Source organism: Solimonas sp. K1W22B-7 (assembly GCF_003428335.1).
GTDB lineage: Bacteria > Pseudomonadota > Gammaproteobacteria > Nevskiales > Nevskiaceae > Solimonas_A.
The window spans coordinates 2,416,724-2,442,183 of the sequence record NZ_CP031704.1 but is presented as its reverse complement, the minus strand read 5'-3'; the positions used below and the strand labels follow the sequence as shown (position 1 = coordinate 2,442,183).

The following is a 25,460-nucleotide window of genomic DNA, read 5'->3' as shown; positions in this document are numbered from 1 at the left end:
GGCCGGCCCTGAACGGGCCTTCTAGTGGGTTATGACGGTAAAGCCGTAGTGTAAATTATGGGGCGCCCCCAATTCACGGCCAGAAGCCGTTTCTGCCCTTATTTATGCCCTCCCTGCCCAGCAAGACCCTCGAAACCTTCCCCAACCCGGCTCCGCAGCGCGATTTCACCATCCGCATGCGCATCCCGGAGTTCACCTGCCTCTGCCCCAAGACCGGCCAGCCGGACTTCGGCACCCTGTACCTGGAGTACGTGGCGGACAAGGCCTGCGTGGAGCTCAAGGCCCTGAAGATGTACATCTGGAGCTTCCGAGACGAGGGCTGCTTCCACGAGGCGGTGACCAACCAGATCCTCGACGACCTGGTCAAGGCGACGAAACCTCGGTTCATGCGCCTGACGGCCGTGTTCAACGTCCGCGGCGGCATCTATACCCATGTCACCGCCGAGCACCGCAAGAAAGGCTGGAACGGCAGCCTGCCCCCGTCCGCCTGGCACGTCGACCCCACCGGGGCCGGCCAGACCCCCTGACACCGAAGGAACTCCATGCGCCTGCGCACCCAAGGCATTGCCCTGCTCCTGCTGCTGACCCCCGCCCTGGGCCTGGCCCAGGCCTACCGCTGGGTCGACGAGAAGGGCAAGGTCCATTACACGCAGACCCCGCCGCCCAAGGGCGACTACGGCGTCGTCGCCCCGCCCCCGCCTTCACCCGGCCGCAGCCCCAACGTCGAGGAACTCAGCGACTACGCCGGGAGCCTGGGCGGGTCCAAGCCCGCCGACCCCCAGCAGGCCGCAACGGACAAGGCCAGGAAGCAGGCCGAGCGGGAGGCCCGCTGCGCCAATGCCCGGCAGCGCTCCGCCTACATGAAGGACGATGGCCGCTACTACGTCCCCGACGCGAAGGGCGACCGCAGCTACCTGAGTTCGAAGCAGATCGACCAGCATCGGGCCGACGCCAGGGCCGCGATCGACCAGAACTGCAACTAGGGCCAGACAGCCACCGTTCATTTTGCATGCCCACAATCGGGCTCCTGCACACCAATTAGGGAGCGGCAAATGGGTTTCATCTCGTGGATCGTGCTCGGCCTGATCGCCGGCGTGCTGGCCAAGTACCTCATGCCGGGCAGGGATCCGGGCGGCTTCATCATCACGATCCTGCTCGGCGTCGGCGGCGCCTTCGTCGGCGGCTGGGTCGGCACCCAGCTGGGCATCGCCAGCTTCAACGGCTTCACCCTGCAGGGCATCCTGGTCGCCACCGGCGGCGCAGTGCTGCTGCTGGCGCTGTACCGGGTGCTCAGGAAGGCTTGAGGCTTTACATGTAGGAGCGGCCATTGGCCGCGAGCGCCGGTCATCATGACAACCGGCCTTCGCGGCCAACGGCCGCTCCTACAAAAGACACGCAGCCCTCAGGCCGGATACCCCGTAATCCGCCGGATCTTCCGGTACAGCGGCTTCAGCCGCGGATACATGCCGCGGTAGATCTCGCGGTACAGCGCATCGTAGGTCTTCACCACCTCGGGCCGCGGTTCGAAGCGGCGGCCGATGCGGGCCATGGCCGCCACCGCCGACGCGTGATCCGCGTGCAGGCCCAGGCCCACGGCGCAGCTGATCGCCGCGCCCAGCGCCGAGGTCTCGTAGTGCTCCGGCCGTTCCGCCGGCAGGTTGAACACGTCTGCAGTGATCTGCAGCGCCTCGTCCGACTGCGAGCCGCCGCCGGCCACACGCAGCAGGCGCAGCGGCCTGCCGATGCGGCGCTCGATCTGCTCGCGCCCGGCACGCAGGCCGTAGACCAGGCCTTCCAGGATCGCGCGGTAGACGTGGGCGCGGGTGTGCACGTCGCCGAAGCCGATGATCGCGCCCTTGGCCTCGGGCCCCGGCTCGCGCACGCCCGGGGTCCAGTAGGGCTGCAGCATCAGGCCCATGGAACCCGGCGGCACGGTCTTCACCAGTTCATCGAACAGGGCTTCCACCGCCACGCCGCGTTCGGCCGCAAGACTCTCCTCGCGCATCCCGAATTCACGACGGAACCAGCTCACCATCCAGAAGCCGCGGAAGATCTGGATCTCGGTGTTGTAGGCCCGCGGCAGCGCCGCCGGGTACGGCGGCAGCATGCGCTGCACCTCGATGTAGCGCGACTGCGTGGTGTTGATGGTGGCGGTGGTACCGAAGGACAGCTGGCCGATGTCGGGCTCCAGCACGCCGCAGCCCAGCACCTCGCAGGCCTTGTCGGCGGCGGCGGCAATCACCGGCACGCCGGCCGGCAAGCCCAGCTCGGCGGCGGCCGCGGCGGCCAGCGGTCCCATCGGTGCCGCCGGCGCCACCAGCCGCGGCAGCTGCGAGGGACGCACCGCGACCGCCTTCCACTTGAAGTCGCTGGGCGCAGCCCAGGCGAGGCGCTTGTAGTCGAAGGGAATGAAGCCGACCTGCGAACCCACCGAGTCGACGAACTCGCCGGTGAGCCGGTAGCTGAGCCAGCCCGACAGCAACAGGAATTTCTCGGTGTCGCGCCACAGCTGCGGCTCGTGCTGCGCCAGCCAGTTGGCCTCGGCCTGGCCCTGCAGGTGCGCGATCAGGTCGCTGGCGCCGGCCAGGCCGAACAGCGTGTTCCACAGCGGCCCCATCGGCGGCGGCTGTTCGCAGCGGCGCTGGTCGAGCCACAGGATCGCCGGGCGCAGGACCTTGCCGGCGGCATCCACGCAGACCACGGTGGCGCGCTGCGTGGTCAGCGAGATACCGCTGATCTCGCCGGGCTTGACGCTGCCCTGCTGCCAGAGGCGCTGGCAGCAGGACACCACGCCCTGCCAGTAGACCTCGGGATCCTGCTCGGCCCAGCCCGGTTGCGGCGACACGTAGGTCGGCTCGAACAGATGCTGCGCCTTGGCCAGCAGCCGGCCCTGCGCGTCGAACACGATGGCGCGGACGCTCTGGGTGCCGACATCGATCGCCAGCAGGCGCGCCGTGCTCATCGTGGCGCGTGCTGCCGCTGCCAATGGGCGAGCCAGCCGTCGCGCTCCCCGGCCCAGCGCGCGGCGTCCCAGCCCAGTTCCTCGCGGCAGACCGGACCCATGCTCTCCAGCTGATCGGCGCCGCCGCGCGGCAACAGCAGGCCCAGGCGCGTGCGCCGCAGCATCAGGTCGGAGAGATGCCGGACCCGCTCATGGCGCGCGGCCCAGCGCAGCTCGCCCCAGGTGAAAGGCGTACCGCCGATGGCCTGCATCGCCTCGCGCGGGAAGGCGCGCGCAATGCCCGCGACCGCCGCCGCACCGAGCCGGCCCTGCAGGCGCTGGCTGCCGCCGCCGGCCGGCACGGAAAAGACCGGCGCTTCCTGTGCGGGTGCCAGCCTGGGCAGCTGCCTGGCGGCCTCGGCCAGGGCCTGGCGCGCGGTGACGCGGAAAGTGGTGAGCTTGCCGCCGGTGACGCCGACCAGGCCCGGGCTGCTCCACAACGCGGACTCGCGCGAGGCGGCGGAGGGGTCACCATCGCCACTGGCAACGATCGGCCGCACACCGGCATATGCCGAGATCGCGTCACTGGCCTTCAGCCCCAGGCGCGGGAACTGCGCCGCCAGGCCATCCAGCAGGTAGGCGGACTCGGCCTCGCTCATGCCCGGCTGGTCCAGCGGGCCTTCGTGATCGAGATCGGTGGTGCCCAGCAGCACCGCGCCCTCCCAGGGGTAGGCGAAGATCGGGCGCCGGTCGCGCGGGTGCATCCAGGACACAGCGCGGTGGATCGGCAGCGTCGATGCCGGAAACACGAAGTGGCTGCCGCGCAGCGGGCGCAATGCGGGAGCACCCTCGGGCGCCCCGGGCAGCCCACCGGCCCAGCAACCCGCAGCATTGATCACCATGGCGGCGTCGATGTCGCGCTCCGCGCCGTTCTCCACGTCACGCAAGCGCAGGCCGCGGACACGCCGGCCATCCAGGCGCAGTTCGGCGCGGGTGTAGTTCAGCGCGCTGCCACCGGCGGCGACACCCTCGAGAATCTGGCGCAGCACCAGGCGTGTGTCGTCGGTGCGGGCATCTTCGTAGGCCATGGCGCCGAGCAGATTCTCTTGGCGCAGGCCAGGCTCCAGTTGCAGCAGTTCCTCACGCGGCACCCAGCGCGAGGCCAGGCGCCCCGCCATCAGGTCATAGAGCGCCAGACCGATGCGCATCACGTGGCGCCCCGGCTTCGCGCCCTTGTAGATCGGCATCAGGAAAGGCTGGATTTCCACCAGCCCGGGCGCATCCTGCAGCAGGCGCTCGCGCTCGCGCACGGACTCCAGCGTCAGCCGCCACTGGCCCTCCTTCAGGTAACGCAGCCCGCCATGCACCAGCTTGGAGGACCAGGCCGAGGTGCCCGAGGCGAAGTCGCCCTGCTCCACCAGCAATACTTTCGCACCGGCACGCAGGGCTTCGCCGAAGATGCCGGCGCCGGTGATGCCGCCACCGACGATGGCAAGGTCGTAGGACGAAGCGAGTGCGTCGATGTTTTGCGTCACGCGATGGTAGAACCGGTGCGCGGCTGCTTCATGCGAACAGCTTCCCTGGATTCATGATGCCTTCGGGATCGAACTCGCGCGCCATGGCGCGGATCAGCCCCATGCCCAGCTCGCCCTTCTCCGCCGGCAGGTACGGCGCATGATCGCGGCCGACGCCATGCTGGTGGCTGATGGTGCCGCCCTGCGTGACGATGGTTTCCGACAACCGTGCTTTCAGCTTGCGCCAGCGCTCGTAATCCGCCTCCGGCGTGCCAGTGGAGCGGAACACGAAGGTCGAGTAGATGCTGCAGCCCTGGCGGTAGACATGCGACAGGTGGGTGAAGGCGTGGATGCGTTCGTTCTCAGCCTCCATGACGTCGCGTGCCGCCTGCTCGATGGCGCGCATCATCGGCGTGGCGCGGTTCCAGTTGATCGCGGTCTCCACCGTGTCCGCCGAGTAGCCGGCCTCCCACAGCGAGTTGCGCAGGTAGGGGCCGCGGAAGCGGTTCTTGGCCCAGCCCTTGCCGATGGTCTTGCCGACGTGCACGCCGCGGTAGCGCTTGGCGATGGCCAGCGCATCGCGGCGCATGCGCCGCACTTCGGCCAGGCTGCCGGTGACGCCGACCACCAGCATGCACTGGCCCGGCCCGACGCCGCGCACGCCGAGGTAGCGCTGCAGCCACTTGATCATCTCGGGGTGGCCGGCCAGGCGCAGCTGGGTCTCGGTCTCCACCTCGTTGGACATGCGCAGCATCGACAGCGGGACGTCCGCCTGCACCATCGCGCGCACCGCCTGCAGGCCCGTGTCCCAGTTCGGGAAGAACACCGAGTGGAAGCTCTCTTCCTTGGGCAGGGGGCGCACGCGCACGGTGACGTCGGTGAGCAGCCCGAAGCGCCCCTCCGAGCCCATCACCGCTTCGCGCAGATCGGGGCCGGCCGAGGAGGCCGGGTGCCCGCCGACACGCAGCTCGCCGCGCGGCGTGGCCAGGCGCCCGGCGGCGAACATCTGCTCGATGCGGCCGTAGCGGTAGGACTGCTGGCCGGAGGAGCGGGTCACCACCCAGCCGCCGACCGTGGAATATTCGTAGGACTGCGGAAAGTGACCGAGCAGGAAGCCGTAGCGCGCCAGCTGCGCCTCCACCATCGGCCCGGGTGTGCCGGCACCGATGCGCGCCAGCTGGCATTCGGCGTCGACGTCCACCAGGCGGTTCATGCGCTCCAGCGAAATGTTCACCACCGGGCGGTCGCCGGCCGGCACGTCGAGATGGCCGGCGACGCTGGTGCCGCCGCCATAGGGGATCACCACAGCGCCGATGCGCTGCGCCTCGGCCAGCGCCTGCGCCGCCTCCTCGTGGCTGGCCGGCAGTGCCACGCCGTCGGCCACCGGGCCGAAGCGGCCGGCGCGCATCGCGATCCAGTCGGGGAAGCTCTGCCCGCGCGCATGCAGCATGCGCAGACGCGCATCGGTATTGAATGTGGTGGATTGCGGCAGCCGGCTGGCCGGCACCTGCGCCAGCGCGTCCTCCAGGCTGGCGTCGCGATTGGGGCGCGTCTCGCCGACACGTTCCTTCAGGAACGCCAGGGCGTCTTCGCTCAGGGGGTTATGCTCGGCGTCGTCGCCCCAGCCATTCCAGCGTCGCACGGATTCGGGCTCCCTCGAATTTTCGGGGAGTATAGGGCCTGCGGGGGCTCAGGGAACGGCGGTAACCGCGGCTCTCGCGGAGCTGTCAGGCAGCCTGGGCATGCTGCAGCAGGGGCGCGCGTTGCGGCTGTATCACAGCCAACGGCCGCGTATCGCAGATCCCGCGCAGCGTTTCCAGCGTCACCCAGGGCAACTCGCCGAGCTGGCCGTGGATCACTCGCGTCGGCGCGCCCGGTTCGCCCAGGCTGCTGACCACCAGGGCCGCCTCGGAGAAGTCCTGCGCCTGGGTGTCGGAATTGACCGTGACGACGGCCGCCAGGCCCGCGGCGGCGGCGGCTTCCAGGCCCATCTCGGAATCCTCCAGCACCACGCAATCCTCCGGCGCAACCCCGAGGCGCTGCATGGCCAGGCGGTACAGGTCCGGTGCCGGCTTCTTGTTGCGCACTTCCTCGCCGCTGGCGATCACTGCGATCTCGGCGGCCAGTTCCGGCCCCATGCTGTAGCGCAGCACCGGATGCAGGGTCTTGCGGCTGGCGTTGGTGACGATCGCCAGCTGCACGCCGGCCTCGCGCGCCTCGCGCATGATGCGGGCGATGCCGGCGCGCAGGGGCACGCGGCCATGGCGCATGTAGCGCTTGAAGTGACGCGACTTGAGTTCGTGGACGCGGGAAACCCAAGCGTCCATGTTGGCCTCGGCCTCGGCCTGGTGCTCGCCCAGGGGGGGACGCTCGGATTCGAAGTAATACTTGAGCCGCTCGCGGCCGCCGGGCTGCTTCAGCAGCCTGCGGTAGAGCTTGGGACCCCAGCGGAACTGCAGGCCCAGTTCACGGAAAGCCCGGTTGTAGGCGGGGCGATGGCCCAGCGCCTCGGTGTCGGCAAGGGTGCCGTCCACATCGAACAATACAGCCCGTAACGTCACGGAAGGGCTCCGTCGTTACGGCAACTACTTTGGCAAGGCTCTGATTCCATGGTGTCCTGCAACTGTTGACACGGGATTACTGTAGCATGATTTCGAACACATTGTGTGATTCTCCTCACTTTCATCACACTTCTGATGTTCGCGATTCCTGCTGATATTTACTGTAGACCGCCTATATCCAGATGCAGCATTCCACCGACGACAGGGCCCCGGCAGCCGATGGAACTACGCCCCCGGCCTATATCGGGCGTTTTGCGCCCACGCCCAGCGGCCCCCTGCACCTGGGCTCGCTGCTGACCGCCGCGGCCAGCTGGCTGCAGGCGCGCAGCATGGGCGGGCGCTGGCTGCTGCGGATCGACGACCTCGACCGTCCGCGCTGCCCGGCGGGCATGGACACGGTGATCCTGCGACAGCTGGAAGCGCATGGCCTGGAGTGGGACGGAACCCCGCGCTACCAGACGGCCTGCCAGCCGGAGTACGACGAGGCCCTGGAACAGTTGGCGGCGCAGGACCTCACCTACCCCTGCTCCTGCAGCCGTGCGCAGCTGCAGCAAAGCGCCCTGCCCGGCCCCGATGGCCCGGTCTACGACGGCCGCTGCCGCACTCACCCGCCGGAACCGGGCAAGCCGCTGGCCCTGCGCTGCCGTGCCGGCACCGGCATGCTGCGGTTCGTCGATGGCTGGCGGGGACTGCAGCAGCGCGATCCGGCAACCGAGGTCGGCGACTTCGTGCTGCGCCGCAGCGACGGCATGACCGGCTACCAGCTGGCCTGCGCGGTGGATGAGCATGAGCAGGGCATCACCGAGGTGGCACGCGGCGCCGACCTGCTGGGCTCGACCTTTCGCCAGATCGCAGTGATGCGCCAACTGGGCTGGGAGCCGCCGGCCTATCGCCATGGCCCGCTGTTGCTGGGCGACGACGGGCTCAAGCTCAGCAAGCAGAACCACGCGGCACCGCTGGCCGACGAGGCTGCCGGCACCAGCCTCTGGTCTTGCCTGCAGCAGCTGCGACAGGAGCCGCCACGAGACCTGCGCGGCGCCGATGTGCGGGAACTGCTGGCCTGGGCCCTGCAGCACTGGAGACCCGGGCAATTGCTGCAGCCTGCACCCCCTGCGGTGGAGACTCATTGACCGTTCTGGCATGATGCTATGCAGCAAACGCAGTGCAGCAAAACAGCCAGAAGACTAATGTCCGACATCCGCATCATCAAGAAGTACCCGAACCGTCGTCTCTACGACACGCACATCAGCCGCTACATCACGCTGGAGGAAATCCGGCTGCTGGTGCTGCAGGGTGCGAAGTTCCGGGTCGAGGACAAGCGCTCCCACGAGGACATCACGCGCAGCATCCTGCTGCAGGTGATCGCCGAGCAGGAGGAAGGCGGCAACCCCATCTTCACCAACGACCTGCTGGAATCGATCATCCGCTACTACGGCGACCCGATGCAGAACAGCATCAGCCGCTACCTGGAGCTGTCGGCCCAGTTGTTCCAGGACCAGCAGCAGCAGTTCACCGAGCAGCTGCGCAACATGCTGGGCCAGGCCCAGCAGCCGCTGTACGTACTCAAGGAAATGGCCGACAAGCAGGTGCCGATCTGGCGCTCGGTGCGTCGCGAGTTCCTCAAGAACCTGTCGACCAAGGCCAAGCTGATCAAGCGCCGCGCCGGCATCGACGAGACGACGGGCGAAGAGTTGCCGCCCTCCGAGTAAGCCCCGCCGGCGGCGATCGCCACCGGCCAAAAAGCTTACGCTGCACTGCAACAAAATCCCTTCGATTTTCGCTGCAAGTGGTTGATTAGTTTGTTATTAAATTTTCGTTAAATTTATTGACAAGCACGCTAACCATATCTATACTGCACTGCAACATAGATCAACAGCCAAGCAACAAAAAACCCGGCAACGGGTGGCTGCCGGGTCTGAACGGTCTCCTCCAGAAAGGCCTAGCGCCTTTCTCGCACCTTGCCCCCGGCACTCCCGGGGGTTTTTTTATGACCGCGTAAGCCCATCAGTTTTTATATTTAGCGCCATGTTCTAGTGGTTGTAGGCGCTTTTCCCCCTCTCCAGAAAGACTTGTGGCGCACCTCTCGATGCGCCACAAGCTGCCACTACAGTCAATTGTGCGGTTATCGCACCGCACAAATCAAGCCGCTCAGGCCGGCGTTTCCAGGTCCAAGGCCTTCATCGACAAGCGGATCTTGCCGTCCTTGCTGACTTCCAGGACCTTGACCTTGACGACCTGGCCTTCCTTGACCACGTCTTCCACCTTCTCCACGCGCTTGTCGGCGAGCTGGGAAATGTGGACCAGGCCGTCCTTGCCCGGGGTGATGGTCACGAATGCACCGAAGTCCATGATCTTGGCGACCTTGCCTTCGTAGATCGCGCCGACTTCGACGTCGCGGGTCAGGGCCTGGATGCGGGCGATCGCCGCCTCGGCAGCCTTGCCGTCGACCGCGGCCACCTTGATGGTGCCGTCGTCGTCGATGTCGATCGAGGTGCCGGTCTCGCGGGTGATCGCCTGGATGGTCGCGCCGCCCTTGCCGATGACTTCGCGGATCTTGTCCGGGTGGATCTTGATCATGGTGATGCGCGGCGCGTGCATCGACAGCTCGGTGCGAGCCTTCGGCAGCACTTCGTTCATCTGCGCCAGGATCGTCAGGCGGGCGTCCTTCGCCTGCTTGAGGGCCTGCGCCATGATCTCGCCGGTGATGCCGGCGACCTTGATGTCCATCTGCAGCGCGGTGATGCCGTCCTGCGTGCCGGCGACCTTGAAGTCCATGTCGCCGAGGTGGTCTTCGTCACCGAGGATGTCGGTGAGCACCGCCCAGCGGCCTTCTTCCAGGATCAGGCCCATCGCCACGCCGGCAACCGGCGCCTTGATCGGCACGCCAGCGTCCATCAGCGCGAGGCTGGAACCGCAGACCGAGGCCATCGACGAGGAACCGTTGGATTCGGTGATTTCCGAAACCACGCGCACCACGTACGGGAATTCCTTCTCGAGGTCCGGCATCACGGCGGCGACGCCGCGCTTGGCCAGGCGGCCATGGCCGATCTCGCGGCGCTTGGGGGAGTTCAGACGGCCGGTCTCGCCCACCGAGTACGGAGGGAAGTTGTAGTGGAACATGAAGTGCTCATGCCACTCGCCGCTGATGGCGTCCATGATCTGGTAGTCCTTGCCGGTACCCAGGGTGACCACGGCCAGGGCCTGGGTCTCGCCACGGGTGAACACGGCCGAACCGTGGGTGCGCGGCAGCGTACCGACGTTGATCGACAGCGGACGCACGGTGACCTTGTCGCGGCCGTCGATGCGCGGATGGCCATCGAGGATGCGGTTGCGCACGATCTTGGCCTTGAGCTCGTCCAGTTCGTACTTGATCTGGTTGTCGGTCAGGCTGCCGTCGGTCGGACGCGCGGCCTTGGCGGCCTTGGTCACTTCGTCGAGCTTGCCGTAGCGGACCTGCTTGTCGGTGAAGCCGTAGGCTTCGGCGATCTTGCCCTCGAAGGGCGCGACGAAGGTCTGGACGGCCGAGCGATCGGCGGCCTTCCAGTCCCACTTCGGCTTGCCGGCTTCGGCAACGAATTCGTTGATCGCGGTGATCGCGGCCTGCATCTGCTCGTGACCGAACAGCACGGCGCCGAGCATGACCTGCTCGGACAGCATGTCGGCCTCGGACTCCACCATCAGCACGGCGTCCCTGGTGCCGGCGACGACGAGGTCGAGCTCGGAATCCACCAGCTCGGAGACGTTCGGGTTGAGGATGTAGTTGCCGTTCTTGTAACCGACGCGGGCGGCGCCGATCGGGCCCTGGAAGGGCACGCCGGCCAGCGCCAGCGCGGCGGAAGCGCCGAGCAGCGCCGGGATGTCACCGTCGACTTCCGGGTTCAGCGAGACCACCTGGGCGATCAGCTGGATTTCGTTGTAGTAGCCCTCCGGGAACAGCGGGCGGATCGGGCGGTCGATCAGGCGCGAGGTCAGGGTTTCCTTCTCGGTCGGACGGCCTTCACGCTTGAAGAAGCCACCCGGGATGCGGCCGCCGGCGTAGAACTTCTCCATGTAGTCGACCGTGAGCGGGAAGAAATCCTGCTCGGCCTTGGCTTCTTTCTTGGCGACCACGGTGACCAGCACGACGGTGTCGTCGATGCTGACGACGACGGCGCCGGTAGCCTGGCGGGCCATGTGGCCGGTCTGCAGGCTGACGGTGTGGTTGCCATAGCGGAACGTCTTGGTGACGGGCGCTGCAGGATAGGCGGAGATCGCCATGGGCATGTCCTCGTTAACTAGGCGGCCCGCCGAGGATTCGAGCGGGCCGCGTGGATTTCAGTCCGTTGGAGAGCGGTCGCACCGGCCGCAACTCCAGAAAGCAAAAACGCCGCTATTAGCGGCGCAGGCCCAGCTCGGAAATGAGCTTGCTGTAGCGGGGCTCATCCTTGCTCTTGAGATAGTCCAGCATCTGGCGGCGCTGGTTCACCATCTTGAGCAAGCCACGGCGGGAGTGGTTGTCCTTCTTGTTCTGGTCGAAGTGCGGAGCGAGGCTATTGATGCGCTCGGTCAGCAGGGCAACCTGGACTTCCGGCGAGCCGGTATCACCCTGGCCGCGGGCATGCTTCTTCACCACTTCGGCCTTCTGTTCAACGGTCAACGTCATTGACTCTTGCTCCAACTCTAAAATCGTCTGTCGTAAAGCGCCGGATTATAGCGGCCCGGGGCATGGCCTAACAAGTGATTCCTGCGGGATTTTTTAACCAACCGACCGGCGGCGGGGCGATTCATTGCCCGGCTGGCGGGGCCGCCATCCAGCGGCGCGGTGCCACCATGCCGTCGGCGTCGATCTCGGCCAGGCACAAAAGCCGGCCGCCCTCGTCCAGGACCGCCACCCGTCCCTCGCGGGGGGCGCCGGCGACCCGCACGGCCTGGCCGCGCTCCAGATAGTGCGCCCGCTCCTGTTCCAGCCGCAGCTGGGGCCAGTCGCGCAGGGCCTGGGCCGGGTCGATCAGGCAGGCGTCGAGGGCCGCCTCGCCCTGCACCGCCAGCGCCTCCAGGGCCGCCCAGTCCAGCAACTCACCCTCGAAGGGATCGACCGCGCTGCGGCGCAGGCCCGCCAGGTGGGCGCAATGCCCCGCCGCCGCCGCGATATCCTCGGCCAGGGTGCGGATATAGGTACCCTTGGAACAATGCACTTCCAGCTCGCACTCGCCGCCGCCGAAGGCGGTCAGGCGCAGCGCGTGGATCGTCAGCTGGCGCGGCTGGCGCTCGATCTCGACGCCCTCGCGGGCCAGTTCATAGAGCCGCTGGCCCTGGACCTTGATCGCCGAGTACATCGGCGGCACCTGGATGATGGGGCCGGTGAAGGCCGGCAGGACCGCTTCCAGGGCCTCGCGCGTCAGTAGGCTGGCGTCGCTGCGGGCGATGACCTCGCCCTCGGCGTCGCCGGTGACGGTCTTCTCGCCCAGGCGCAGGCGCGCGGTGTAGCGCTTGTCGGAGTCGAGCAGGTAGCCGCAGAGCTTGGTGGACTGGCCGAAGCAGATCGGCAGCATGCCGCTGGCCAGGGGATCGAGGCTACCGGTGTGGCCGGCCTTTTCGGCGCGGAACAGGCGCTTGACGCGCTGCAGGGCATCGTTGGAGGACAGGCCCAGCGGCTTGTCGAACAGCAGGATGCCGTGGACCGGACGCCGGGGAATCCGGGATTTCATGCGGAAAAGAAGTTTTTGCCGCGGATCAACGCGGATGACACGGATTTTACAAAGACTTCAAGAATCCAGCTTGGCCGCAATGCATCTTGATCCGCGTTCATCCGCGTAATCCGCGGCAAGTCATTGCTTTTCTTCAGGGGCGTCCTGCTCGCCGCCCGGCTCTTCGCCGCGGTCGCGGGCGTGCTGCTTGTCGGCCTCGATCACGCTGCGGATCAGGCCGCTGACCTCGTCGCCGGCACGCAGCGCCAGGTCCGGCACGAAGCGCAGGTTGGGCACGGTGCGCAGCAGCATGCGCTTGGCCAGGCCATGGCGCAGCTTGCCGGCGGCACTGCCGAGGCCCTTCACCGCCTGCTTGAGCTGCTCGTCGGAGCCGATCAGGCTGACCATGACCTTGGCCTCGCGCATGTCCGGCGCCACGTCGACGCTGGTCACGGTGACGCCGGCCACGCGGGGATCCGACAGCTCGCTGCGGATCAGCTGCGACAGCTCGGCCTGCAGCTGGGTGTTGACGCGTAGCTTGCGCGGATATTCCCTGGGCACGGTCAGGCTGTCGCCTCGACCTTGCGACGCACTTCGATGCGCTGGAAGCACTCGATCTGGTCGCCGGCCTTGACGTCGTTGTAGTCCTTCACGCCGATGCCGCACTCGGTGCCGGCCTCGACCTTGGACACGTCGTCCTTGAAGCGGCGCAGCGATTCCAGCGTGCCTTCGTAGATGACCGTCTGGTTGCGCAGCACGCGGATCGGCAGGTTCTTCTGCACCGCGCCGTCGATGACCAGGCAGCCGGCGATGGCGCCGAACTTGGAGCTGCGGAACACATCGCGGACCTGCGCGATGCCGACGATCTGCTCGCGCGTCTCGGTGCCCAGCAGGCCCGAGATGGCGTCGGAGACGTCGTCCATGATCTCGTAGATGATCGAGTAGTAGCGCACGTCCACACCCGTATCCTGGATGTGCTTGCGCGCGCCGCCGTCGGCACGGACGTTGAAGCCGATGATGATGGCCTTGGACGCCAGCGCCAGGTCGACGTCGGACTCGTTGATGCCGCCCAGCGTGGTCGACAGCACGTTGACCTTGACCTCGGCACTGGGCAGCTTGCGCAGCGCTTCGGAAATCGCTTCCGCGGAGCCCTGCACGTCGGCCTTGACCATCAGGTTGAGCGACTTCTGCTCGCCCTCGCCCATACGGGCGAAGACCTGGTCCATGCGCACGGCCTGCGACTGCGCCATGCGCTGCTCGCGGGCCTTCTGCTCACGCACCACGGCCAGTTCACGGGCCTTGCGCTCGTCGGCCACGACGACCACGTCGTCGCCGGCATCCGGGGCGCCGGACAGGCCCAGCACCTGCACGGGTATCGAGGGACCGACTTCCTTCACGGGACGGCCGGCCTCGTCGAACATCGCACGCACGCGGCCGAAATGCGGACCGCTGAGGATCACGTCGCCCTGCTTCAGGGTACCGGCGCGAACCAGCACGGTGGCGACCGGGCCACGGCCCTTCTCCACCGAGGATTCCAGGATGTTGCCGCGAGCCGGCGCGTCGATCGGCGCGGTCAGCTCGAGGATTTCGGCCTGCACCAGGATCGCGTCGAGCAGGGCATCGATGCCCTGGCCGGTGAAGGCGGACACGCCGACGATCTGGGTGTCGCCACCCCATTCTTCGGCGACCACTTCGTACTTGGTCAGCTCGTTCTTGACGCGATCGAGGTCCGCATCCGGCTTGTCGATCTTGGTCACCGCCACGATCATCGGCGCCTTGGCCGACTTGGCGTGCTGGATGGCCTCGCGGGTCTGCGGCATGACGCCGTCGTCCGCCGCCACCACCAGGATCACGATGTCGGTCACCTGGGCGCCGCGGGCGCGCATCTTGGTGAACGCGGCGTGGCCCGGAGTGTCGAGGAAGGTGATGATGCCCTTCGGCGTTTCCACGTGGTACGCGCCGATGTGCTGCGTGATGCCGCCCGCCTCGCCCGCGGCGACGCGGGTCTTGCGGATGTGATCCAGCAGCGAGGTCTTGCCGTGGTCGACGTGGCCCATGATGGTGACCACCGGCGGACGGGTGGTGCCCTCGCCCTCCTGCTCGGCGCCGGTGACGGCCTGCTCGAGGCTTTCCTCGAAGTCGCTGGCCTTGACCGTGCGGACCGTGTGGCCCATTTCCTCGACCATCAGCACCGCGGTGTCCTGGTCGAGGGTCTGGTTGATGGTGGCCATGACGCCGTTCTTCATCATGACCTTGATCAGCTCGGTGGCCTTGACCGCCATGCGGTTGGCCAACTCACCGACAGTGATCGCCTCCGGCACCTCGACCTCGCGCACGATCGGCGCCACCGGCTTCTCGAAGCCGTGGGCATTGTCGACGCGAATGCGGCCGGTGGGCTTCTTGCTCTTCTTGTTGTCGCGCTTGCCGCCCTTGCCTTCGGCCAGGTGCAGCTCGGTGCGGTGGTGACGGTCGTCGCGGCGGCCGCCACGATCGGCACCGGCGGGTGCCGGGGCGGTTCCCGGTGCCGGGGTCGCGGCAGCGGCGGCCGGCGGCCGGCGCGGCGCCACCACGGGGGCGGGCGGCGGCGGCGGCGGTGCCAGGGCGGCCAGGCGCGCGGCCTCGGCGGCACGGCGCACGTTCTCGGCAGCGCGGTTGCGCGAGGACTCGGCCTCGTACTTGGCGCGGTACAGCGGGTCTTCCTTCAGCTTGCGCTCGTGCGTCTCGCGGGCTGCGCGGGCTGCGGCCTCGGCTTCGGCGCGCTTGCGCTCTTCCTCGGCAACGGCCTGCTGGCGCGCCAGCTCGTTCTCGGCGTGCTGGGCGGCCAGTTCGGCGGCATGCGCGGCGGCGGCTTCGCGCTCGGCGGCCAGGCGCTGCGCGGCTTCCTCGGCGGCGCGGATCGATTCCTCGTCCTGCGGCTGGGCGGCCGCGGCGGTAAGAGCGGCGGCTTCGTTGCCGGCCTCGAGCAGGTCTTCCTTGACGTAGGTGCGCTTCTTGCGCACCTCGATGCTGACCGTCTTGGTCGGCGCGCCACGGCCACCGCCGAACTTGAGCTCGGTGGTTTCCTTGCGCTTGAGGGTGATGCTGCTGCGTGCGCTCAGCGTACCGCCACCCGCCCCGCCCGGCGCCTTCTGGCGCAGGTAGGCCAGCAGCGCCACCTTGTTTTCCGGCGTGACCGCGGACAGCGCGTCGGCGACCGGCACGCCGGCCTCGCTGAACTGAACCAGCAGTTCGGCCACAGGCCTCTTCAGCTCGTTGGCAAAATCCTGAACCGTGACATTAGTCGACATAGTGCTTCCTTCGCCTTCAGGCGGCCTCAGGCATAAGCCTTGGTACGCGCCGCCATGATCAGCGCGGAGGCCCGCTCGTCGCCCAGGTCGGGCAACATTTCCAGCAATTCATCGGTGGCGAGATCCGCGAGGGCCTCGCAGTTCGCCACACCGGCCTCGGCCAGCGCGTAGGCGGTGTCTTCGTCGATGCCGTCCAGCGACAGCAGGTCGTCGGAAGGCGTCGCGCCGGCGGCGCGCTCGGCCTTGGCGATCGCCTTGGTCAGCAGCACGTCGCGTGCGCGGTTGCGCAGCTCCTCGACGATGGCTTCGTCGAACTCCTCGATCTGCAGCAGCTCCTCGGCCGGCACGTAGGCGATCTCCTCCAGCGAGGTGAAGCCCTCCTGCACCAGCACGCTGGCGACTTCGGCATCGACGTCGAGGTTGTCCATGAACACCTGCAGGACACCCTGGTTTTCCTGTTCCTTCTTGGCCTCGGCCTCGGTGGCCGTCATGACGTTGAGCGACCAGCCGGTCAGCTCGGACGCCAGGCGCACGTTCTGGCCGCCGCGGCCGATGGCCTGCGCCAGCTTGTCTTCCGACACGCCGATGGTCATGGCGTGGGATTCCTCGTCGACGACGATGGTCTCGACCTCGGCCGGGGCCATGGCATTGATGACGAACTGGGCGATGTTGTCGTCCCAGGGCACGATGTCGACGCGCTCGCCGGCCAGCTCGTTGGACACGCTCTGCACGCGCGAACCGCGCATGCCGACGCAGGCGCCGACCGGATCGATACGCTTGTCCTTGGCCTGCACCGCGATCTTGGCGCGCAGGCCCGGGTCGCGGGCGGCGCCCTTGAGTTCGATCAGGCCCTGTGCGATTTCCGGCACTTCGAGCTTGAACAGCTCCATCAGGTACTGCGGCGAGGTGCGCGACAGGAACAGCTGCGGGCCGCGGACCTGCGGGCTGACCTCGTAGAGGTAGCCGCGCATGCGGTCGCCCGGACGCACCGGCTCGCGCGGGATCAGCTGGTCGCGCAACACGATGGCCTCGGCGTTGCCGCCCAGGTCGAGAATGACGTTGCCGCGCTCGATGCGCTTGACCAGGCCGGTGATCAACTCGCCGACGCGGGCCTTGTAGGCCGCCACGATCTGGGAACGCTCGGCCTCGCGCACCTTCTGCACGATGACCTGCTTGGCCTTCTGCGCGCCGATGCGGCCGAAGTCGACGGACTCGACCTTGCGCTCGATGACGTCACCGGCTTCGGCGTCGTCCTTTTCCTTCTGCGCATAGGTCAGCTTGATCTGGCGCTCGGGGAACTCGAAGTCCTCGCTGTCGTCCTCCAGGACGGTCCAGCGGCGGTAGGTGTCGTATTCGCCCGTGTGGCGGTCGATGGCGACGCGCAGTTCGGACTCGTCACCGTACTTTTCCTTGCCGGCGGAAGCGAGCGCGGCCTCGAGGGCCAGGAAAATCATTTCCTTCTCGACGCCCTTCTCGTTGGAGACCACGTCTACCATCAAGAGAATGTTCTTGTTCACGCGCTGCTACTCCCGGTCATAGTCAGGAACGAGACGAGCCCGTTCCATCTCGGAATATTCGAATTCGATGCTGCCCTGCTCGGTTTCAAGGGTCACCGCCCTGTCACCGACGGCACGGATCCAGCCGATGTAGCGGCGGCGTCCGTTCTTGGGGGCCAGCAACTGGATGCGCGCCTGCTCGTTCATGAAACGCTCGAAATGCGCCGGCTTGGCCAGCGGGCGATCGAGGCCAGGCGACGACACTTCCAGTGAATAAGGGGTGCTGATGGGGTCTTCGACATCCAGCTGGGCAGCCACTTCGCGGCTGACCTTCTCGCAATCTTCCAGGCCAATGCCGCCGGCGCTGTCGATGAAAAGGCGCAGCAGGGCGTTGTGGCTGTTCGGGCTGTACTCAAGCAGCACAAGCTCGTAACCCATCGATTCCACGACGGGCTCCAGCAGCTGTACCAACCTTTCACGCAGCACGGTCATCTTCAGAAAATCTTCAGAAATGAAAAAGGCCCACAAGGGGCCATGTCGGAGCCTACATAAATCTTAAATTGGTAGCGGGGGCAGGATTTGAACCTACGACCTTCGGGTTATGAGCCCGACGAGCTGCCAGACTGCTCCACCCCGCACCAGACAGACGACCATTGTAGTCTGTTACCGCTGATCAATCAACCACTTTGCGCTGTCCCGGACCATTTCCACCAGCCCTGGAACCGCCCCGGAATACAGTACTTCCCGGGTCTTGCTTTTGGGGTGGTGCCCACGGAGAGACTCGAACTCCCATGGCTTTCGCCGTTACCACCTCAAGGTAGTGTGTCTACCAATTCCACCACGTGGGCACTGAACCAAAACCATCGGTGGATCGCGATATCGCTGCGGTCCGTCGAGGGGCGCGGATTGTAGCGCCCGTTTTCTGATTTGTCTCTAGGCTTTGAAGAATCAAAACCCCGGTCCGCAAATTAACGCTAATAAACGCAAATAACCCATTCAGACATTTGCGTTAATTCGCGTTCATTCGCGGACTGCTTCTTACTCCGGAACCACCGGCGCCTTGGGCGCGGCGGGATCGGCGGACGGGGCCGGAGCAGCCGGCACGGACGGGACCGGAGCGGTGGCCGGGGCCTGCTGCGGGATGCTGTCGGTCACCGAGGTCGGTGCCTTGGCGCCATGCACCAGGTAGGCCAGGGCCAGGCTGGTGGCGAAGAACACCGTCGCCAGCCAGGCCGTCGCACGCGACAGGAAGTTGGCAGTGCCGCGCGAGCCGAAGACGGTGCCGGAGGCGCCGCTGCCGAAAGCGGCGCCGGCGTCGGCGCCCTTGCCGTGCTGCAGCAGGATCAGCCCGACCAGGCCGAGCGCCACCAATACCTGCACGATGACCAGAATCGTATGCATTTACTCGAAAATCCTATTGGCTCAACGACTGCGCCGCGGCGCAGATCGCCAGAAAATCCGCGGCCTTGAGGGATGCGCCGCCGATCAGGCCGCCGTCGACATCCGGATTGGCGAAAAGCGCCTGGGCGTTGTCCGCCTTGACGCTGCCGCCGTAAAGAATCCGCGTGGAATCCGCAATATTAGCACTGCGACCGCGCAGTTGGCCACGAATGAAGGCATGGGCGTCCTGCGCCTGCTGCGGCGAGGCGGTCTTGCCGGTGCCGATGGCCCAGACCGGCTCATAGGCGACGACGGCGTTGGCGAAGCTGTCGATACCACAGAGGTCCAGCACCGCGGCCAGCTGGCGCGCCAGCACCGCCTCGGTCTGCCCGCCCTCGCGCTCGGCCAGGGTCTCGCCGACGCAGAGCACCGGTACCAGCCCGGCGCGCTGCGCGGCCTGGTACTTCTGCGCCACCAGGGCGTCGGTCTCACCGTAGAGCGCACGGCGCTCGGAGTGGCCCACCAGGACATGGCCGCAGCCGGTGTCGCGCAGCATCGCGCCCAACACTTCGCCGGTGTAGGCGCCGGCCTTGTCCTGCTCGCTGAGGTTCTGGGCACCGAGCAGCACGGCGGAACCCTGCAGGCGGGTGCCGACCGAGTCCAGGTAGGGGAACGGCGGGCAGACCAGGATTTCGACCTTCGCATGGGTGCCGGCACCGGCCAGCAGGCCGTCCAGCAGCACCGCGTTCTCGGCGCGGTTGCCATTCATCTTCCAGTTGCCGGCAACCATGTAACGGCGGCTCATTGCATTCCCCTGTCTCGGTTATTTGTTCGGTGAATCGTGGATTTTAGAGGATCACCCCATGAGGGTGCGAAGAAACCGTAGCGAGCATGCCCGAGGTTGCATCGAGGAGCGGAGCCGTACTGAAGTACGGCGAGCACCGGAGATGCAAGATCGGGCAGCGCAGTAGGTTTATTCGTATCCTCAGGCTGCCGAGGCGATGGAGTTGGCCGCTTCGCGCACGCAATCTGCAATGCTGCGGGCGCTGTCCTCGGCCAGGTTCTGGGCGTCGGCCTCGACCATCACGCGCACCAGCGGCTCGGTGCCCGAGGCACGCAGCAGCACGCGGCCACGGCGGCCCAGGTCGGCCTCGGCGGCCTTGACCGAGGCCTTGACGTTGGCCGCTTCCAGCACCGGCGCGGCCTTGCCGGTCACCGGCACGTTGATCAGCACCTGCGGGTACTTGCTCATGCCGGAGGCCAGCTCGCGCAGCGTGCGGCCGGTCTGCGCCAGCACCTCCAGCACCTGCAGCGCGGTGACGGTACCGTCGCCGGTGGCGCTGCGGTCCAGGCACAGCGTGTGACCCGAGGTTTCGCCGCCGAGCGTGCCGCCCTCGGCGCGCAGCATCTCCAGCACGTAGCGGTCGCCGACCTTGGCGCGGCGGAAAGCCACCCCCTGCCCCTGCAGCGCGTTCTCCAGGCCGAGGTTGCTCATCAGGGTACCGACCACCGGCCCCTGCAGGATCTGCTGGCGCAGGCGGTCATTGGCCAGGATGTAGAGGATCTCGTCGCCGTCGACCTCGCGGCCCTCGTGGTCCACCATCAGGCAGCGGTCGGCGTCGCCGTCGAGCGCGATGCCCAGGTCAGCTCCATGCTCGACCACCGCCTTCGACAGCGATCCCATGTGGGTGGAGCCGCAGTTCTCGTTGATGTTGAAGCCGTCGGGCTTGGCGTGGATGGCGATGACCTGCACGCCAAGGCGCTGCAGCGTCTCCGGCGCGGTCTGGTAGCCGGCGCCGTTGGCGCAGTCCAGCACGATCTTCATGCCATCCAGGCGCGGGCCGCGGTAGGCGATCAGGCAGTGGCTGACATACTGTTCCACCGCGCGGGCGATGCGCCGTGCCGCGCCCACCTGCTCCGGCGCCACGCAGCGCAGTTCCTCGTCCATCAGCGCCTCGATCGCCAGCTCCACCTGGTCGCTGAGCTTGCCGCCGTCGGGGCCGAAGAATTTCACGCCGTTGTCGTAGTGGGGATTGTGCGAGGCGGAGATGACCACGCCGGCACAGGCCTTCATCGTCTTGGTCAGCACCGACACGCCGGGCGTCGGCAAGGGGCCCAGCAGGCCCACGTCCATGCCTGCGGCCGAGAACCCGGCCTCCAGCGCCGATTCGAACAGGTAGCCCGAGCGGCGCGTGTCCTTGCCGATCAGGACCTGTCGGCCCGGCTCGCCACCCAGCACCTTGCCGGCGGCCCAACCCAGCTTGAGGGCGAACTCGGGGGTCAGCGGCGTCACGCCGACGCGTCCACGCACACCATCCGTACCAAAATACTTGCGGCTCATATCGTTATCTCTCTAGGGCCTGTTAACACTACGGCAGTCGCTGCGACGGAGGCCGCCTGGGTGCAGGGCTATGCCCCGAGGCGCGCCGTGTACTCGAAGTACATCAGCGACTCGGGGCGCCGCCCTGCGCCCAGGCGGCCCCGCCCTTCGGGTGCCCCCGTCTTTGCGGCCATGCTGTGTTGCTCGTCGGTTATTTGGAACCACCAAACTCTCTCCTCGCGCCTTGCCTGGCCGCAAATACGGGGGCATCGCAGCGACTGCCGTAGTGTTAACAGGCCCTAGCCCGTTGGGGCAGCCGGCGTTCCGGCCTGCCTTGCGAATTGTGCGACCTTCAGTGCCTCTACGGTAGGACCCACGTCATGGACGCGCAGGATTCTTGCCCCCTGCCATGCGGCAAGCACCGCGGCGGCCAGGCTGGCCGGCAGGCGGCGCTCGACCGGCAGGCCCAGCAATTGTCCAAACATCGACTTGCGCGACAACCCCGCCAACAGGGGGCAGCCAAGATCGTCGAAAGCGGCCAGCCGGCCCAGCAGCGCCTGGTTGTGCTCCAGCCGCTTGCCGAAACCGAAGCCGGGGTCCACGGCGATGCGCTCCCGGCCGATGCCGGCGGCCAGGCAGTGCCGGATGCGTTCCTGCAGGAAGGCATGCACTTCGCCCACCACGTCCTGGTAGCGCGGGTCCTGCTGCATCGTCCGCGGCTCGCCCTGCATGTGCATCAGGCAGACCGCGGCACCGCTGGCAGCCGCCGTTTCCACTGCAGATTCGGCTCGCAGTGCATTGATATCATTTATCATTTCAGCGCCAGCCCGGATGGCTTCGCGCATCACCAAGGGCTTGGTGGTATCGACCGACAGGACCACGTCGAGTTCCCGCGCCAGGCGTTCGATCACCGGGACCACCCGGTCCAGTTCCTCCGCCTCGGAGACCGAAGCCGCCCCCGGTCGGGTCGACTCGCCGCCGATGTCGATGATCCCCGCTCCCTCCGCCACCATTTGGCGGGCGCGTTCGCAGGCCTGTTCCAGCGTGGCGTGGACGCCGCCGTCCGAGAAGGAATCCGGCGTGACGTTGAGGATGCCCATGACGACCGGCGCATCGAGCGCCAACCGCCGCCTGGGAAGTTGGAGGAACATGGGGAAAGCGAAAACGGGGCGCCCGAGGGCGCCCCGTCGAAACTCAGCCGATGCTGGCCGGCTTGGCCGGCCCCGGCTTGGCCGGGCGCTCCGGGGTGGAGCGCGGCGCGTCGGGCGGACGGCCGTTGTTGTTGCCATCGACCCAGCTCTCCGGCTGGCCCGGATCCAGACCCTGCATGATGCGCTGGATCTGCTCGGCGTCGAGTGTCTCGTACTTCATCAGCGCCTGCGCCATGGCGTGCAGCTTGTCGATATTTGCCTTCAACAGCTCGCTGGCCGTGGCGTAGCACTGGTCGATGATGAAGCGGATTTCCGCGTCGATCGTCTTGGCAGTCTCGGCGGAGACGTTCTTGTGCTGGGAGATCGTCTTGCCAAGGAACACCTCGCCCTCTTCTTCGGCATAGGCCAGGGGGCCCAGCTTTTCGGAGAAGCCCAGGCGGGTGACCATCATGCGGGCCATGTTGGTGGCCTGCTGGATGTCGGAGGTGGCGCCGTCGGTGACCTGCGAGTTGCCGTAGATCAGCTCCTCGGCGATACGGCCGCCGTAGGCGCTGGCGACCTTGCTGATGTACCACTCGCGGGTGTGGCTGTGACGGTCGCCGTCGGGCAGGTAGAAGGTCACGCCGAGGGCGCGACCGCGCGGGATGATCGTGACCTTGTGCAACGGATCGTGGGCCGGCATCAGCTTGCCGACGATCGTGTGACCGGCCTCATGGTAGGCCGTCATCAGCTTCTCTTCCTCGGTCATCACCATGGAGCGCCGCTCGGCACCCATGTAGATCTTGTCACGCGCCTTTTCGAAGTCGTCGTGATCGACCAGGCGCTTGTTGCCGCGGGCGGCGAACAGGGCCGCCTCGTTGACCAGGTTGGCCAGGTCGGCACCGGAGAAGCCCGGAGTGGCGCGCGCGATGATGTCCGGCTTGACGCTGTCGGCCAGCGGCACGGCGCGCATGTGGACCTTGAGGATCTGCTCGCGGCCGCGCACGTCGGGCAGCGGCACCACCACCTGGCGGTCGAAGCGGCCCGGACGCAGCAGCGCCGGGTCCAGCACGTCGGGACGGTTGGTGGCGGCGATGACGATGACGCCCTCGGTGCCCTCGAAGCCGTCCATCTCGACCAGCAGCTGGTTGAGGGTCTGCTCGCGCTCGTCGTGACCGCCGCCCAGGCCGGCGCCGCGATGACGGCCGACCGCGTCGATTTCGTCGATGAAGATGATGCAGGGCGCGTGCTTCTTGGCCTGCTCGAACATGTCGCGCACGCGGCTGGCGCCGACGCCGACGAACATCTCGACGAAGTCGGAACCGGAAATCGTGAAGAACGGCACACCGGCTTCGCCGGCGATCGCCCGCGCCAGCAGGGTCTTGCCGGTACCCGGCGAACCCACCATCAGCACGCCGCGCGGAATCTTGCCGCCCAGCTTCTGGAACTTGCCCGGGTCGCGCAGGAAGTCGACCAGCTCGCCCACTTCCTGCTTGGCTTCCTCGACACCGGCAACGTCGGCGAAGGTGACCTTGACCTGGTCGGCATTGAGCATGCGGGCGCGCGACTTGCCGAAGGACATGGCGCCGCGACCGCCGCCGCCGCCCTGCATCTGGCGCATGAAGTACACCCAGACCGCGATCAGCAGCAGGATCGGGAAGGCGTTGATCAGCAGCTGCAGCAGCAGCGGCGTTTCCTTGGGCAGGGTGCCGGTGAACTTGACGTTGTTGTCCAGCAGCGCGCCGACCATGGCCTTGTTGTCGGTCTCGGGGCTGACGGTGGTGAAGCGCGATCCACCCTTGAGCTCGCCGCGGATGATCTGGCCTTCGACGACGACGTCGGCGACGTTGCCTTCCTTGACCTGATTCATGAACTCCGAGTACTGCAGCTCGGGCTGCGCCCGGCTGCGCGAGGAGAAGCTCTGGAAGACCGTCATCAGCACGATGAGGATCACCACCCAGAGCAGCAGATTTTTGGCCAGATCGTTCAAAGCTCTATCCTTGATTCCTGATACCGCAACGGCACGTTACTACGCCCGAAACCCCCGCGCCAGCAGATAAACCTCACTACTGCGCGGCCGCGAGGCCTTGGGCTTGCGAATCGTCACCGATTCAAAGGCTTCGCGCAGGGCCTTGAGGTAGGTATCGAAGCCTTCCCCCTGGAAAATCTTGACCAGCAGAACGCCTTTTGGTTTCAGGTGGGCCTTGGCAAAGTCCAGCGCCAGTTCGCAGAGATGGAGGCTCCCGACCTGGTCCGCAGTCCCTATTCCACTCAGATTGGGGGCCATATCCGATAAAACAAGGTCCACCGCCCGGGTTCCCACGGCCGCCTCGAGCTGGTGGAGTACGGACTCCTCGCGGAAGTCGCCCAGGATGAACTCCACATCCGGCAGCGGCTCCATGTCGAGGATGTCCAGGGCCAGCAGGCGGCCCGAGGGGCCCAGCAGGGGGCGGGCCAGCTGGCTCCAGCCACCCGGGGCGGCCCCGAGGTCCACGACCACCTGCCCCTGCTTGAGGATGCGATCCTTTTCCTGGATTTCCTTGAGCTTGAACACCGCCCGCGAGCGGTAGCCCAGGCGCCGCGCCTCCTGCACATAGGTATCGGCCCTGTGCTCGGCAAGCCAGCGGGCGGAACTGGGGCGGCGTTTCTGGCTCATGGCGGGAGCTTATCCGGAAACCGGAAGGGGCTCAGATGTAGTGCACCGCGATGATTTCAAATTCGCGGGTGCCGGCCGGGGTGGACACCGCCACCATGTCGCCCTCCTTCTTGCCGATCAGCGCCTTGGCGATCGGCGAATTGAGCGAGATCAGGCCCAGCTTGGCGTCGGCTTCATCTTCACCGACGATCTGGTACTTCAGTTCGTCGCCGCTGTCGACGTCGGCCAGGTCGATGGTGGTACCGAAGATGACCTTGCCGGTGGCCGGCAGCTTGGTGACGTCGATGACCTGGGCCATCGACAGCTTGCCCTCGATCTCCTGGATACGCCCCTCGTTGAAGCCGTGCTGCTCGCGGGCGGCATGGAACTCGGCGTTCTCACGCAGGTCGCCCTGCTTGCGCGCCTCGTCGATGGATTCGATGATCTTGGGACGCAGTTCGCTCCGGCGATAGCGGAGTTCTTCCTGAAGCTTGTCGGCGCCACGCGCCGTCATCGGGGTCTTGCTCATT

Annotated in this window: 23 protein-coding genes and 2 tRNA genes; 5 read left to right on the top strand and 20 right to left on the bottom strand. The window is 66.9% G+C overall.

The annotated features are described in order from the left end of the window. The first annotated feature begins 104 nt into the window (after positions 1 to 104). The 3 genes from queF to D0B54_RS11175 all read left to right on the top strand — a co-directional run bounded on the left by queF (position 105) and on the right by D0B54_RS11175 (position 1,304). Positions 105 to 527, top strand: coding sequence for a preQ(1) synthase (gene queF / locus D0B54_RS11185; protein WP_117291408.1), 423 nt, complete (start codon positions 105 to 107; stop codon positions 525 to 527). Between the two features lie 15 nt (positions 528 to 542). Next, entirely contained in the window at positions 543 to 983 is a 441-nt protein-coding gene (locus tag D0B54_RS11180) for a DUF4124 domain-containing protein (RefSeq protein ID WP_117291407.1), read from the top strand. 69 nt (positions 984 to 1,052) lie between these two features. After that, the gene (locus tag D0B54_RS11175) at positions 1,053 to 1,304 is read left to right on the top strand and encodes a GlsB/YeaQ/YmgE family stress response membrane protein (RefSeq protein WP_117291406.1); all 252 of its coding nucleotides are present in this window, start codon (positions 1,053 to 1,055) and stop codon (positions 1,302 to 1,304) included. A gap of 98 nt (positions 1,305 to 1,402) precedes the next feature. Here the strand turns inward: D0B54_RS11175 and D0B54_RS11170 are convergent, their stop codons facing one another. From D0B54_RS11170 to D0B54_RS11155, 4 genes are all read right to left on the bottom strand, one after another. Further along, positions 1,403 to 2,962, bottom strand: a complete 1,560-nt coding sequence (locus D0B54_RS11170; RefSeq protein WP_117291405.1) for an FGGY-family carbohydrate kinase — start codon at positions 2,960 to 2,962, stop codon at positions 1,403 to 1,405. After that, positions 2,959 to 4,476 carry a glycerol-3-phosphate dehydrogenase/oxidase gene (locus tag D0B54_RS11165; protein ID WP_117291404.1) on the bottom strand — a complete coding sequence of 506 codons (1,518 nt, stop codon included), beginning with the start codon at positions 4,474 to 4,476 and terminating at the stop codon, positions 2,959 to 2,961. The genes D0B54_RS11170 and D0B54_RS11165 overlap by 4 nt, the downstream gene beginning before the upstream one ends. A 28-nt stretch (positions 4,477 to 4,504) precedes the next feature. After that, positions 4,505 to 6,097 (bottom strand): FAD-binding oxidoreductase, encoded by a 1,593-nt coding sequence (locus D0B54_RS11160; RefSeq protein ID WP_117291403.1) that lies wholly within the window; start codon positions 6,095 to 6,097, stop codon positions 4,505 to 4,507. 85 nt (positions 6,098 to 6,182) lie between these two features. Next, complete coding sequence (locus tag D0B54_RS11155; RefSeq protein WP_117291402.1) at positions 6,183 to 7,016, bottom strand: HAD-IA family hydrolase; 834 nt, start codon at positions 7,014 to 7,016, stop codon at positions 6,183 to 6,185. A gap of 182 nt (positions 7,017 to 7,198) precedes the next feature. Between D0B54_RS11155 and gluQRS the strand changes: the two genes are divergently transcribed. Together gluQRS and phaR are read left to right on the top strand one after the other, a co-directional pair. After that, entirely contained in the window at positions 7,199 to 8,146 is a 948-nt protein-coding gene (gene gluQRS / locus D0B54_RS11150; RefSeq protein WP_117291401.1) for a tRNA glutamyl-Q(34) synthetase GluQRS, read from the top strand. A 57-nt stretch (positions 8,147 to 8,203) separates the two neighbouring features. Then, complete coding sequence (gene phaR / locus D0B54_RS11145) at positions 8,204 to 8,725, top strand: polyhydroxyalkanoate synthesis repressor PhaR (RefSeq protein ID WP_117291400.1); 522 nt, start codon at positions 8,204 to 8,206, stop codon at positions 8,723 to 8,725. A gap of 439 nt (positions 8,726 to 9,164) precedes the next feature. On the opposite strand, the gene pnp is transcribed toward phaR, so the two are convergent. From pnp to greA, 16 genes are all read right to left on the bottom strand, one after another. Continuing rightward, entirely contained in the window at positions 9,165 to 11,273 is a 2,109-nt protein-coding gene (gene pnp / locus D0B54_RS11140) for a polyribonucleotide nucleotidyltransferase (protein ID WP_117291399.1), read from the bottom strand. A gap of 115 nt (positions 11,274 to 11,388) precedes the next feature. After that, positions 11,389 to 11,658 carry a 30S ribosomal protein S15 gene (gene rpsO, locus D0B54_RS11135; RefSeq protein WP_117291398.1) on the bottom strand — a complete coding sequence of 90 codons (270 nt, stop codon included), beginning with the start codon at positions 11,656 to 11,658 and terminating at the stop codon, positions 11,389 to 11,391. A 121-nt stretch (positions 11,659 to 11,779) separates the two neighbouring features. Beyond that, on the bottom strand, positions 11,780 to 12,703 hold the full coding sequence (gene truB, locus D0B54_RS11130; RefSeq protein WP_117291397.1) for a tRNA pseudouridine(55) synthase TruB: 924 nt from the start codon (positions 12,701 to 12,703) through the stop codon (positions 11,780 to 11,782). Between the two features lie 120 nt (positions 12,704 to 12,823). Then, on the bottom strand, positions 12,824 to 13,243 hold the full coding sequence (rbfA, locus tag D0B54_RS11125) for a 30S ribosome-binding factor RbfA (protein ID WP_117291396.1): 420 nt from the start codon (positions 13,241 to 13,243) through the stop codon (positions 12,824 to 12,826). Positions 13,244 to 13,245: 2 nt separating this feature from the next. Then, complete coding sequence (gene infB, locus D0B54_RS11120; protein ID WP_117291395.1) at positions 13,246 to 15,969, bottom strand: translation initiation factor IF-2; 2,724 nt, start codon at positions 15,967 to 15,969, stop codon at positions 13,246 to 13,248. A 26-nt stretch (positions 15,970 to 15,995) separates the two neighbouring features. Further along, positions 15,996 to 17,486 carry a transcription termination factor NusA gene (gene nusA, locus D0B54_RS11115; protein ID WP_117291394.1) on the bottom strand — a complete coding sequence of 497 codons (1,491 nt, stop codon included), beginning with the start codon at positions 17,484 to 17,486 and terminating at the stop codon, positions 15,996 to 15,998. A 6-nt stretch (positions 17,487 to 17,492) separates the two neighbouring features. Further along, entirely contained in the window at positions 17,493 to 17,957 is a 465-nt protein-coding gene (gene rimP / locus D0B54_RS11110; RefSeq protein WP_117291393.1) for a ribosome maturation factor RimP, read from the bottom strand. A gap of 69 nt (positions 17,958 to 18,026) precedes the next feature. Further along, positions 18,027 to 18,103 (bottom strand) — tRNA-Met (locus D0B54_RS11105). Between the two features lie 125 nt (positions 18,104 to 18,228). After that, a tRNA-Leu gene (locus D0B54_RS11100) sits at positions 18,229 to 18,313 on the bottom strand. A gap of 190 nt (positions 18,314 to 18,503) precedes the next feature. Then, positions 18,504 to 18,866 (bottom strand): preprotein translocase subunit SecG, encoded by a 363-nt coding sequence (gene secG, locus D0B54_RS11095; protein WP_117291392.1) that lies wholly within the window; start codon positions 18,864 to 18,866, stop codon positions 18,504 to 18,506. A gap of 13 nt (positions 18,867 to 18,879) precedes the next feature. Beyond that, positions 18,880 to 19,650: a triose-phosphate isomerase gene (tpiA, locus tag D0B54_RS11090; RefSeq protein WP_117291391.1), complete on the bottom strand. Its 771-nt coding sequence runs from the start codon at positions 19,648 to 19,650 to the stop codon at positions 18,880 to 18,882. A gap of 180 nt (positions 19,651 to 19,830) precedes the next feature. After that, positions 19,831 to 21,186, bottom strand: a complete 1,356-nt coding sequence (glmM, locus tag D0B54_RS11085) for a phosphoglucosamine mutase (RefSeq protein ID WP_117291390.1) — start codon at positions 21,184 to 21,186, stop codon at positions 19,831 to 19,833. A 278-nt stretch (positions 21,187 to 21,464) separates the two neighbouring features. Beyond that, a complete protein-coding gene (folP, locus tag D0B54_RS11080) occupies positions 21,465 to 22,316 on the bottom strand; it encodes a dihydropteroate synthase (RefSeq protein WP_117291389.1) in 852 nt (283 codons plus the stop codon). 43 nt (positions 22,317 to 22,359) lie between these two features. Next, the gene (gene ftsH / locus D0B54_RS11075) at positions 22,360 to 24,285 is read right to left on the bottom strand and encodes an ATP-dependent zinc metalloprotease FtsH (RefSeq protein ID WP_117291388.1); all 1,926 of its coding nucleotides are present in this window, start codon (positions 24,283 to 24,285) and stop codon (positions 22,360 to 22,362) included. A 39-nt stretch (positions 24,286 to 24,324) separates the two neighbouring features. Then, positions 24,325 to 24,951 (bottom strand): 23S rRNA (uridine(2552)-2'-O)-methyltransferase RlmE, encoded by a 627-nt coding sequence (gene rlmE / locus D0B54_RS11070; protein ID WP_117291387.1) that lies wholly within the window; start codon positions 24,949 to 24,951, stop codon positions 24,325 to 24,327. Between the two features lie 31 nt (positions 24,952 to 24,982). Next, positions 24,983 to 25,459 carry a transcription elongation factor GreA gene (gene greA, locus D0B54_RS11065; protein ID WP_117291386.1) on the bottom strand — a complete coding sequence of 159 codons (477 nt, stop codon included), beginning with the start codon at positions 25,457 to 25,459 and terminating at the stop codon, positions 24,983 to 24,985. Position 25,460: the final 1 nt, after the last annotated feature.